The sequence below is a fragment of the Streptococcus sp. SO4 genome (assembly GCF_030440055.1).
Lineage (GTDB): Bacteria > Bacillota > Bacilli > Lactobacillales > Streptococcaceae > Streptococcus > Streptococcus nidrosiense.
The window spans coordinates 79,706-93,140 of record NZ_JAQFJI010000004.1 but is presented as its reverse complement, the minus strand read 5'-3'; the positions used below and the strand labels follow the sequence as shown (position 1 = coordinate 93,140).

Annotated in this window: 4 protein-coding genes; all 4 read left to right on the top strand. The window is 40.2% G+C overall.

What is annotated here, in order from left to right:
- Positions 1-6,057, top strand: coding sequence for a ZmpA/ZmpB/ZmpC family metallo-endopeptidase (locus tag PCY08_RS03430; RefSeq protein WP_301559429.1), 6,057 nt, complete (start codon positions 1-3; stop codon positions 6,055-6,057).
- 158 nt (positions 6,058-6,215) lie between these two features.
- Positions 6,216-6,776 carry a TlpA disulfide reductase family protein gene (locus PCY08_RS03425; protein ID WP_301559428.1) on the top strand — a complete coding sequence of 187 codons (561 nt, stop codon included), beginning with the start codon at positions 6,216-6,218 and terminating at the stop codon, positions 6,774-6,776.
- Between the two features lie 9 nt (positions 6,777-6,785).
- Positions 6,786-7,901, top strand: a complete 1,116-nt coding sequence (msrB, locus tag PCY08_RS03420; protein WP_301559427.1) for a peptide-methionine (R)-S-oxide reductase MsrB — start codon at positions 6,786-6,788, stop codon at positions 7,899-7,901.
- Between the two features lie 344 nt (positions 7,902-8,245).
- Positions 8,246-13,402, top strand: a complete 5,157-nt coding sequence (locus PCY08_RS03415) for an SIALI-17 repeat-containing surface protein (protein WP_301559426.1) — start codon at positions 8,246-8,248, stop codon at positions 13,400-13,402.
- Positions 13,403-13,435: the final 33 nt, after the last annotated feature.

Here is a 13,435-nt window from a genome sequence, read left to right as displayed (position 1 = left end):
ATGAATACTAGAAAAATGCAGTTTGAGAGAGTCATTAAATACTCTATTCGGAAGTTCTCGGTTGGTGTCGGTTCTGCGGTTATCGGGACATTTCTTTTGGGGGCAAATAACTTTTTAGTTGAAACTGTTTCAGCTAACGAAGTGGCAACACCCAACCAAGTTCATTACCGTTATTTGGCTGAACAAGAATTGACAGAAGCAGAAAAAGCTTTGATCCATCACGAACTCCCTTCGGATTTAAAACAAGATGATGTTGTCTATCTTGTTTACAGAAAGAAGGAAGTGAATTCTCAACAATTACCGAACACTGGAAGCAAGGAGTTAGCACTGGCAACTCTTGGATTTGCAACAGCGTCTATGGTTGTTGTGGTGATGTCTAAAAAACACCGCAATAAAATGTTGGGTATTCTCTTTATTGGAGCTCTAGGTGGTAGTTACTTTATCCCTCAGTCAGCTCAAGCATTTGAGAATAAAATCTTAGTGTCCTACAATCAAACGATTGCAGCAAGTAGTCAAGAGGATTTGGCAAAAGGTGTCATTCAAATCGAAGGATACGAATATGTCGGTTACTTTAAAGCATCAGACTTCCAAGACCAACCAGAGCAAATGACGACTGCTAAGGGAACTCAAGAAGAAGGCCACGAAGGCGAATCTTTGGTTCAACCAGAGTTGCCAGCCTACACCGGCGAGCTTACAGCCAAAGGCACGCAAGAAGAAGGCCACGAAGGCGAATCTTTGGTTCAGCCAGAGTTGCCAGTCTACACCGGCGAGCTTACAGCCAAAGGTACTCAAGAAGAAGGTCACGAAGGGGAGTCCTTAGTTCAGCCAGAAGCCCCAGCTTATACAGGTGAGATTAGTGCTAAAGGAACTCAAGAAGAGGGTCATGAAGGCGAATCTTTGGTTCAACCAGAATTGCCAGCCTACACAGGAGAGATTACAGCCAAAGGCACGCAAGAAGCAGGCCATGAAGGTGAATCTTTGGTTCAACCAGAAGCCCCAGCTTATACAGGTGAGATTAGTGCCAAAGGCACCCAAGAAGCAGGTCATGAAGGCGAATCTTTGGTTCAACCAGAAGCCCCAGCTTATACAGGTGAGATTAGTGCCAAAGGCACCCAAGAAGCAGGTCATGAAGGCGAATCTTTGGTTCAACCAGAAGCCCCAGCTTACACAGGTGAGATTAGTGCTAAAGGAACTCAAGAAGAGGGTCATGAAGGCGAAGCCTTAGTTCAACCAGAAAACCCAGCCTACACCGGCGAGATTAGCGCAAAAGGCACGCAAGAAGAGGGGCACCAAGGTGAATCCTTGGTTCAGCCAGAGTTGCCAGCCTACACTGGAGAGATTACGGCCAAAGGCACGCAAGAAGCAGGTCATGAAGGCGAATCTTTGGTTCAACCAGAATCCCCAGCTTATACCGGAGAGATTACAGCCAAAGGCACGCAAGAAGCAGGTCACGAAGGTGAATCCCTAGTTCAGCCAGAATTACCAGAGTATACAGTAGCTGAAGCAACTATCACGGAAACTGAAACTGTAGAAGTTCCATATACAAAGGAGTATGTAGCTGATGATACTCGTTACACTGATGAAGAAACAGTGATTCAAAACGGTCAAGCAGGAAGTCAGCTAATTCACCGCGTTTATAAAACTGTTAATGGTCAAAAAGTTGGGGACCCAATCAGCACAAGTACAGAAACTGTTAAGGCTCCAGTAAACGAAAAAATTAGTCGTGGTACCAAGGCTATTGAAGGTCAAGTTGAAGAAGTTTCGTTTGAAGAAATTCCTTTCGAGACAAGAACAGAAGTAGACAGCACTCTTCCGAAGGGAACAGAAGTTGTTGCTCAAGCTGGTCAGAACGGTAAGAAAAAGATTACCAAAGTCTATAAGACTCTTAAAGGCGTGAAAACTGCAGATGCTCCAACGATTTCAGAGGAAGTTGTTGAAGCAGTTCAAGATCGTATCATCAAGAAAGGTGATCAAATCCTGACTGCGCCAACGTTGACACTTACTCAAATTGATAAAGAAGAGTTAGAGCGTAGTGCCAAGGCTCGTTACCGATTGGTCAAACCAACAGGTGTAACTATTAAATCTCTTGAAGTTGTTTTGAAAGATGGAGACACTAGCCTTCAAACAGTCAATATGTCTGAAGGAGACCTGACTGCAAATCTTACAAACTTGAAGTATTACAAGGACTACAAGATTGCGACCAAGATGGTTTACGATCGTGGAAATGGGAATGAAGAAGTAGTTCTCACGGAAGAACCACTAAGACTGGATTTAAAGAAAATCGAGATTAAAGATATTCTAAGAACGGATTTGATCAAATATGAAAATCAAATCGAAATGGATGAAACTCGACTGACTTCAGTGCCAACCGACTTGTCAAACTATTATCTGAAAGTTACCTCTAATGACCATAAGACCAATCTACTAGCGGTTCAAAAAATCGAAGAGTCAACAATTGATGGAAAACAAGTCTACAAGGTAACAGCAGTAGCGGAGAACTTGGTTCAACGTAATGTCGATAATCGCTTTAATGAAACTTATACCTACTATATTGAAAAACCAAAAGCTAGTCAGGATGGTGTTTTCTACGACTTTGGAGAATTGATCCAAGCCATTCAGGCAAATCCTGCTGGTGAATTTAAACTGGGTCAAAGTATGAGTGCTCGTAACGTTGTTCCTCAAGGTAAATCTTACATTACTTCGGAGTTTACTGGTAAACTATTGAGTGATGGTGACAAACGTTTTGCTATCCATAATTTGGAACATCCCCTCTTCAATGTCATTAATGGTGGGACTATTAAGAACATTAACTTTGAAAATGTAGATATTAATCGTTCTGGTCAAAATCAAATTGCGACGGTTGGATTTAACCTTAAAAATAAAGGTCTGATTGAAGATGTTAAGGTGACTGGTTCGGTTACTGGTAACAATGATGTTGCAGGTATTGTCAATAAGATTGATGAAGATGGTAAGGTTGAAAATGTCGCCTTTATTGGTAAAATCAACTCTGTAGGAAATAACTCGACAGTTGGTGGTATTGCTGGTTCAAACTATATGGGCTTTGTCAATAGAGCCTATGTAGATGCGACTATTACGGCGCAAAATGCAAATGCAAGTATGCTAGTGCCATTTGTCACTTACATGCTAAATAGTTGGAAATCAGGTACAAAAGCAAGATTAACAAATTCTGTTGCCAAGGGTATCCTTGATGTTAAAAATACTAGAAACGTTGGTGGTATTGCCTCTAAAACATGGCCATACGGAGCTGTACAAGATAACGTAACATATGCTAAAGTAATCAAAGGTCATGAAATATTTGGTTCTAACGATGTTAACGATGAAGATGGTGGCCCACATATTAAAGATCTTTTTGGCGTAGTTGGCTATAGCTCAGCTGAGGATGGTACTGGTAAAGATACCAAGAGTCCTAAAAAACTCAAACATTTGACTAAGGAAGAAGCTGATAAGCGTGTTGCTGGTTACAATATTACAGCCGATAAATTCATAAGTGAACCTTATGAATTGAACAAGTTGAACAATGTAAGCACCCGTGAAGCAGCTTATGAGTCTATTCAAGACTACAATCCAGACTATAAACTTGCTTATAAGAATATTGAAAAAATACAACCATTCTATAACAAAGATTTTATCGTTAATCAAGCTAATAAACTAGATAAGAACCACAAGTTAAATACTAAAGAAGTTATTTCTGTTACTCCAATGAATGATAATAACTTTGTAACAGATCTAAGTGTTGCAAACAAAATTATTGTTCACTATGCTGATGGAACAAAAGATTACTTCAACCTATCTTCTAGTGATGAGGGTCTAAGTAATGTTAGAGAATACACTGTAACAGACTTAGGTATTAAATATACACCTAATATCGTTCAAAAAGATCATAGTGCTTTAATTAACGGTATCGTAAATATCTTAAACCCTATCGAGCTTCAATCTGATCCAATTTACCAAAAACTTGGCAGAACAGGACAAAATAGAGTAAATGCGATTAAAAATCTATTCTTAGAAGAAAGTTTCGACTATGTAAAAGCTAATTTAAACACATTAGTAACTAAATTGGTTGAAAATGAAGATCATCAACTTAATAATTCTCCTGCAGCTCAACAAATGATTCTTGATAAAGTTGAGAAAAATAAAGCTGCCCTATTGCTAGGTTTAACATACTTAAATCGTTACTACGGCGTTAAATTTGGTGATGTTAATATTAAAGAATTAATGTTATTCAAACCTGATTTCTATGGTAAAAACGTTGATGTTCTTGATAGATTAATTGAAATTGGATCTAAAGAGAATAATATCAGTGGTTCAAGAACATACGATGCTTTCGGTGAGGTTCTAGCGAAATACACTAAATCTGGAGATTTAAATGGTTTCTTAGACTACAACAGAGGATTATTCACTAATATCGATAATATGAATGATTGGTTCATTGATGCGACTAAGGATAAGGTCTATGTAGTAGAAAAAGCTTCTCAAAATCCAGGAGTTGGCGAACATAAATATCGTGCTTATGACAATTTGACTCGTGGTCTTCATAGAAAAATGATTCTACCTTTGTTGAATCTAGATAAGACAGAAATGTTCCTCATTTCTACTTACGATACGATGTCTTATGGTACAGCTAATAAGTACAATACTACTTTGGAAAAACTTAAACCGGAGATTGATTTAGCCGCACAACGTCAGATTAATTATCTTGATTTCTGGCATCGATTGGCCTTGGATAATGTGAAGAATAGATTGTTCAAAGATATCGTCTATCCAGTTTGGGAAGGATTCTATGTTTGGGGTCACGGTTGGCCAGGCTGGCCTGAACGCTATGGCCAATTCAAAAATAGTACGGAAGTATATGCCCCAATCCGTGAAATCTATGGACCTGCAGGAGAATACTACGGTGATAATGGAGCTGTTGCTGGAGCTTATGCAAGTATTTACGATAATCCAAATGATAATCGTGCTAAAGTAACTTTCGTTATGTCTAATATGATTAGCGAATACGGAGCTTCTGCGTTCACACACGAGACTACACACTTAAATGACCGTCTTGTTTACTTCGGTAATTTTGGTCGCCGTGAAGGTACAGATGTTGAAGCCTTTGCTCAAGGTATGCTTCAATCACCTGCTACACAAGGCCACCAAGGTGAATATGGAGCTCTAGGATTAAACATGGCATTTGAAAGACCTAACGATGGTAACCAATGGTATAATACGAATCCAAATGATCTTAAATCACGTGAAGCTATCGATAACTACATGAAAGGTTATAACGATACTTTGATGATGTTAGACAATCTTGAGGCTGATGCAGTTCTTGGACAAAATAGTCAAGAATTGAATAATGCTTGGTTCAAGAAAGTTGATAAGCAAATGAGAGGAAACTCTAAGAACCAATACGACAATGTTCGTGCTCTAAATGATACTGAAAAAGCTATTCAACTTCATTCCGTGAACGACCTAGTAGATAACAACTTTATGACTAACCGTGGACCAGGAAATGGTATCTATAAACCAGATGACTTTAGTTCTGCATATGTCAACGTTCCTATGATGACAGGTATCTATGGTGGTAACACAAGTGAAGGTGCTCCTGGAGGAATGTCATTTAAACATAATACATTCAGATTATGGGGTTACTACGGCTATGAAAAAGGCTTCCTAGGTTATGCTACTAATAAGTATAAACAAGAGGCTAAGGCGGCAGGTAAGAACACCCTAGGTGACGACTTTATTATCAGTAAGATTTCTGAAGGAAAATTCAATAATCTTGAAGATTGGAAGAAAGCTTACTATAAAGAAGTGAAAGACAAGGCTACAAATGGTTTGACAACCTTTGAAGTAAATGGAACTAACATTTCATCTTACAGTGATCTTCTTCGTTTATTCAAGGAAGCTGCTGCTAAGGATGCTGCAACCTTAAAAACAGAGAAGAATGGTAATAAGTCTGTGTCTACAAATAATGTAACCAAACTTAAGGAAGCTGTTTATAAGAAACTTCTTCAACAAACAGATAGCTTTAAAACTTCTATCTTTAAATAATCCAAAACTCTCATCTGCTTAGCAGGTGGGAGTTTTTTGTAATCAAGAAGATTATTGATTTTCCAAACAGATTCTAAGTATTTTTAGTAAGGTAGGTATATAATAGAACTACAAAGTCGATATCTATATTCATATGATAAACGAGAAAGGTGATGAAGATGAAAAAATGGCAAGCAACTGTATTGGTCTGCACTAGTTTGTTTTGTCTATCAGCTTGTAAAAATCAGACAACAAGCGAAACTGACAAGCAAAATGCAGACAAACAAGCGCAAGTTAGCTCTCAGGTAGCAAAAAAAGGAGAAGCAGTTACAGACTTTGAACTCACGGGAGTTGATGGGAAAACCTATCATCTATCTGATTACAAAGGTAAAAAAGTCTATCTCAAATTTTGGGCTTCCTGGTGTTCTATTTGTCTAGCCAGTCTTCCTGATACAGATGAACTTGCAAAAGAAGCAAGTGATGACTATGTCATCTTGACAGTGGTTTCTCCTGGTCAAAAAGGAGAGCAGTCAGAAGAATCCTTTAAAAAATGGTATCAGGGCTTGGACTATAAAGATTTACCAGTATTGCTAGATCCTTCGGGACAACTTTTAGCGAGTTACGGAGTTCGTTCTTATCCGACTCAGGCCTTTATCGATAAAGAAGGCAAACTAGTCAAAACCCAGCCAGGTTTTATGGACAAAGAAACTATTTTACAGACGCTAAAAAGCATAGATTAGAGGCTCATCATGAATGATAAATTAAAAATAATTGTATTCATAGGAATCATCATTTGCATTATTATTGGATTTTTATTTCTTTTAGAAAAAAGGAGCGCAAGCTACACAGATACCACTCAAATCGAGAAGGCAGCAGTTAGTCAAGGACAAAAGGCCAAGAAAAAAACTGAGCTAGGTAAAGATGCGGACTTGCATGAAATCTATCTAGCTGGAGGTTGTTTCTGGGGAGTCGAAGAATATTTTTCACGAGTAGCAGGTGTGACAGATGCTGTTTCTGGCTATGCAAATGGTAGAGGAGAAACAACCCAGTATGAATTGATCGGCCAAACTGGGCATGCTGAGACTGTTCATGTGACCTATGATGCCAATCAAATCTCTCTAAAAGAGATCTTGCTCCATTATTTCCGCATTATCAATCCAACTAGTAAAAATAAGCAGGGAAATGATGTGGGAACTCAGTACAGAACAGGAGTCTACTATACAGATGAGAAAGATTTAGAAGTCATCAATCAAGTTTTTGACCAAGTTTCTAAGAATTACGACCAACCTCTAGCGGTTGAAAAGGAAGCCTTAAGAAACTTTATTGTGGCTGAGGACTACCACCAAGACTATCTCCAGAAAAACCCTAATGGATATTGTCATATCAATGTCAATCAAGCAGCCTATCCTGTTATTGATGCAAGTCAATATCCAAAACCGAGCGACGATGAATTGAAAAAACTTTTGTCTCCAGAGGAGTATGCCGTGACTCAAAATGGTCAAACAGAACGTGCCTTTTCAAATCGTTACTGGGATAAATTTGAAGCAGGTCTTTATGTGGATGTTGCGACTGGCGAACCTCTCTTTTCTTCGAAAGATAAATTTGAATCGGGTTGTGGTTGGCCAAGCTTTACTCAGCCGATCAGTCCAGATGTTGCGACCTATAAGGAAGACAAGTCATACAATATGGTCAGAACGGAAGTCAGAAGTCGAACAGGGAATTCTCACCTAGGACATGTCTTTACAGATGGACCTCAGGACAAGGGAGGTCTACGCTATTGTATCAATAGTCTGTCCATTCGCTTTATTCCTAAGGATCAAATGGAAGAAAAGGGCTATGGCTATTTGTTGGATTATGTTGAGTAATCTTGAGATGATTAAAAAGTGTTTACTAGAAATATATTTTAATTCATAAGAAGTGTAGAATTTGGATTTTAGAAGCGGTTGGGCAATTTAATCGAACGTGTTGGGATCACTCCTGAAAATTCTTGATTTTGAAAACAAGTAAGGTGAAAGCCATCCGTTTTTCAATGCCTGAAGCTATCTACTAATAACTAGGTCGCTAGCCAGATGATTTATTGGAATATGTACCAAATTAGAAATGTTCGATTTATCTCGAAAATATTTTGTAAAAAAATCAACAAAATATTATAATAAAATTATGAAAACGGAATAAAGGAGATGTCTTTAAGGACAAGAACAAAGCTGACATGGAAGATAGAAAAAAGCTACAAAAATTTGCCATTCGTAAACTGAGCATGGGAGTGGGCTCGGTATTGATTGGACTTGCCTTCATTGGAGGAACACTTGAACCGAAACTGGTTCAGGCTGATGAAACCAAGCAAGTTTCCTTTCATTACTTAGCAGAATCGGAGTTGACAGCTGCTGAACGTGAACTCATTCATCATGAATTGCCACAAGATTTGAGCCAAGATAACTATTATCTAGTTTATCGCAAGCAGGGACAAGCCGTCTTACCTCAAACTGGATCTATCAGCTTCCCCTTGGCTGGTGTTGGTCTTTTGACTGCTAGTTTGGTGGTTTTCCTATTTTCAAAGAAAAAACCTTCTAAGATAGTTGGAGTGTTATTGATTGCTTCTGTAGGTAAGAGTTTATTACTACCTTATCAAGTATTTGCTTTTGGACACAAGGACTTGCTAGCTTATGATCAGACTAAAACCCTTGTGTCTGCAGATGGTTTCTCTCAAGGGATTATTGACATTAAAGGCTATGACTATATTGGCTATTTATTAGAGTCAGATTTAAGAGGAACAGGGCAAGATCTAACATCTAGTGAAAATTCAGAAATTCCTGCAAAACCAGTAAATCAAGCAGCTGTTCATGAAATTCCCGAATTCACAGGTGGTGTTTCCGGCGAATCCTTAGTCGAGTCAACTAAACCAACATTTGAAGGTGGAGTCAATGGCCCAGGTACAGTAGCTGAATCCTTGCCAGAGTATACCCCAGAATTGACTAGTCAAAGTGGCGTGCCAGAAGTCCACGACAAACCAGACTTCACAGGCGGTGTATCCGGCGAATCCTTAGTTGAGCCAACAAAACCATCGTTTGAAGGTGGAGTCAATGGTCCAGGAGCAGTAGCTGAAGCCTTGCCTGAGTATAAACAAGAATTTAGCAGTCAAAGTGGCATCCCAGAAATCCATGACAAACCAGAGTTTACAGGTGGCGTATCAGGTGACTCCTTGGTTGAGCCGTCAAAACCAACATTTGAAGGTGGAGTCAATGGCCCAGGTACAGTAGCTGAAGCCTTGCCAGAGTATGAAGGTAGTGCAGTTCCAGTTGATACTCTGAAACAGGAGCACCCAGACTTCACAGGCGGTGTATCCGGCGAATCTTTAGTTGAACCGTCTAAACCAGCATTTGAAGGTGGAGTCAATGGCCCAGAAGCAGTAGCTGAAGTCTTGCCAGGTTATGAAGGCGGCGCAGTTCCAGTTGATACTCTGAAACAGGAAATCCCAGAGTTCACAGGTGGAGTATCAGGTGAATCTTTAGTCGAGCCAACAAAACCAGCATTTGAAGGTGGAGTCAATGGCCCAGGTACAGTAGCTGAAGCTTTGCCTGAGTATAAACAAGAATTTAGCAGTCAAAGTGGCATTCCAGAAATCCATGACAAACCAGAGTTTACAGGTGGCGTATCAGGCGAATCCTTAGTTGAGCCAACAAAACCAACATTTGAGGGCGGCGTCAATGGTCCAGGTACAGTAGTTGAAGTCTTACCAGATTATGAAGGTGGTGCAGTTCCCGTTGCTACTTTGAAACAGGAGCTCCCTGAGTTCGCAGGTGGTGTATCAGGCGAATCCTTGGTTGAACCGTCTAAACCAACATTTGAAGGTGGTGTTAATGGCCAAGGAGCAGTAGCTGAAACCTTACAAGACTATGAAGGTGGTGCAGTTCCAGTTGAAACTTTGAAACAGGACCTCCCTAGCTATAGTGGCGGTGTGAACGCTACTGAAGCGCTGATTCAGGATACAAACCCGACTTTACATATTGAAGTCCGAAAAGAGTTGATTCCTAAACAAACTAGGGAAAAGATTGATCCAGACATGCTTGTCGGTGAAACAAGAATCGAGCAAGTCGGTCAAGATGGTGAGAAAGAGATTGTTACCAGCTATGAGGAAAAAGATGGGAAACGTATTTCAGAGCCGAAAGAAACAACACGGATTTTAAGAGAAGCTAAAGATCAGGTTATCATCCGTGGTAGTAAGGAAAAGGAAGAAATTAAACCTGAACCTGTCCTAACTCTTTCAAATATTACTGGAAATTCGATGGGCCGTTCAGCTCGCTTAAGTTATAATTTGAACAAGGCAGATGGCGTTACCGTCTCAAAAATTAGTGCCACTATCAAAGCCAAGGGGTTAGAGGATAAAACTCTTGATTTGACGAGTGAACAGCTGGAAGCAACAGTTGACAATCTAAAACTCTACACGGATTACACCATATCTACAAAGATGGTCTTTAATCGTGGTAAGGGTGAGGAGAGCGCTCTGCTTGAGGACAAAAAGCTTCGTTTAGAGCTTAAAAAGCTGGAAATAAAAGATATCAAGGAAACAAGTCTTATCAAGGTTAACAATGGCAGAGAGACTGAGATTCAACAATTTGCGGAAGCACCAAGGAATTTGGAAAACTACTATCTCAAGGTCAGCTCTAAAGATCATAAGACCAGCCGTTTAGCCATCAAGTCCATCCAAACTGAGAGAATAGATGGCAAAGAGTATTATAAAGTGACTGCTGAGGCAACTGACTTGATTCAACGTAATGCTCAGAAAACCTTTGAAGAAGGCTACAGCTACTACTTGGCTAAGTCAAGTGCTGATTCTCCTACGATTGCTGGTGTAAAAGAGTACGCTTATCAGGATATTCAAGATTATGATAGTCGCCATGATCAAGCCTATCGCAACCTTGAAAAATTACAGCCTTTCTACAATAAAGAATGGATCGTTAATCAAGGGAACAAGCTAGATCTTGATCACAATCTAGCCAAGAAAGAGGTAGTCTCTGTTATTGCCATGAAGGGACAAGATTTTGTGACGGACCTGTCAGCGGCAGATCATATCATGGTTCATTATGCAGATCAGACCAAGGATGTGTTTGCAATCACCTCGCAAAATTCTGGCTTAACTGCTGTTAAGGAATACAAGATTGCTGACTTGGATGTGCTGTATACTCCAGATATGCTAGTTAAGGAACGTTCGGCCTTAGCCAAGGAGCTAACATCTATCCTGAAAACAGTGGACTTACAGTCTGATGGGATTTATCGAATCCTAGATGATCAAACCACTAGCCTTGATAAGAAGGTTGAGTCCGTGAAGAATTGGTACCTAGAAGAAAGCTTTGCAGAAGTCAAAGCGCAGCTGGGAACTCTGGTTGATAAGTTACTCACCAATCTAGACTATCAGTGGAACGATTCACCTGCTAGCATGGCTTCCTTGAAGCAAAAAGTTCAGGATCATCAGTCTGCTATCATGCTGGGACTTGCTTATCTCAATCGCTATTATGGTATCCGATTTGCCGATTACAATCTGAAAGAACTCATGCTCTTTAAACCAGATTTTTATGGCCAAAATGTGGATATCTTAGATCGGTTGATTGAAATCGGTTCAAGAGAAAGCAACCTAAAAGGCGACCAGACTCATGAAACCTTTGCAAGAGTCCTAGCCAAGGATACAAAATCTGAAGATTTACATGCCTTCTTAGACTACAACAGACAGTTATTGACGACTGACAAGGATATGAATGACTGGTTTGTGAATGCCACCAAGGGCCATGTGTACATAGCAGAGCGAGCTTCGAAGAATCAAGAAATTGCAAATCGGAAGCATCGGGCTTATGACAATCTGAATAACTGGTTGCATCGCAATATGATTCTGCCTTTGTTGAATGTGAAGAAGGCACAGATGTTCCTGATTTCCAACTATAATACCATTACCTTCGGATCAGCTGATAAATCTGGCAAAACCATAGACCAGATGAAGGCTGACATTGATCTAGTAGCGGACCGTCAGTTGACTTACTTGGACTTTTGGTATCGACTTGCTGCTGATGATGTCAAAGATCGTATGGTTAAGAGTGACTTTAATGTAGCTACACCAGTTTGGGAAGGCTATCGCGTTGATGGACGTGGCTGGGTAGAGCGTTATGGACATACTAGTGGTATGGCAGACTATGCGCCAATTCGTGAAGTATTTGGACCAGCAGGTCGCTACTATAAGGACAATAAACTAGGAGCTTATGCCTCTATCTATCCCAAGATAAATGCCAGAGATGCTGTTCACTTTGTAGAAATAGATATGATGAGTGAGTATGGTTTGTCTGTCTACACCCATGAGACAACTCACGTCAACGATCGTATTGTCTATCTGGGTGGCTACAAACATCGTGAAGGAACCTATGTAGAAGCCTATGCTCAGGGCATGCTCCAGTCGCCAGCTGAGGAAGGGCATCAAGGTGAGTATGGTGCTCTTGGTCTCAACATGGCTTATATACGACCAAATGATGGGGATCAATGGTACAATCCAGATCCAACCAAGTTGCAAACACGCCAGCAGATTGACCACTACATGAAGGGTTATAACGAGGCCTTGATGCTTCTAGATTATCTGGAAGGAGAACGAGTTCTCGCTAAGAATGATCTGGCTTTGAAGAAGGCTTGGTTTAGCAAGATGACCAAGCAAATGCGTCATCAGGACCAAGATAATAAACTCCTTGCTCCTAACCAGTGGGACTATGTTCGTCCATTGACGGATGAGGAAGCCAAAACTCAGCTAAATTCTGTGGATGACCTAATCAAACATAACATCATTACCAATAGGCATTATCAGGGAACTTATCGACCAGAAGAACTCAAGACAGCTTATGTCAATGTCAAAATGGTGGATGCTATCTATGGTGGAAACACAAGTCAGGGAGCTCCAGGAGCCATCTCCTTCAAGCATAATGCCTTCCGTATGTGGGGTTATTATGGCTACGAAAATGGTTTCCTAGGTTATGCTTCTAACAAGTACAAGGATGAGGCGTTAAGCGAGGGGCATGACACCCTTGGAGATGATTTCATCATCCAGAAGGTTTCGAAAGGCAAGTTCCAGAACTTGGAAGAATGGAAGAAGGCTTGGTTTGACGCTATTATTGCTAAGGCAAAACGAGGAATTCATAGTTTTGAAATTGATGGTCAGCAAATTGATTCTTATGAGAAATTGCAAGACTTGTTTGACCAAGCAGTAGAAACGGATTACCGAAACTTCAAGTATGGAGGCTCAGTTGCCAATTATACAGTAGCGCTGAAGAAAAAAGTCTTCCAAAAACTATTGCAGGTGACAGATGCCTTTTCATCCGAACTCTTTCCCAAAGGATAGATAAAAAGTCGGTATGATAAAAGAGAATGCTAT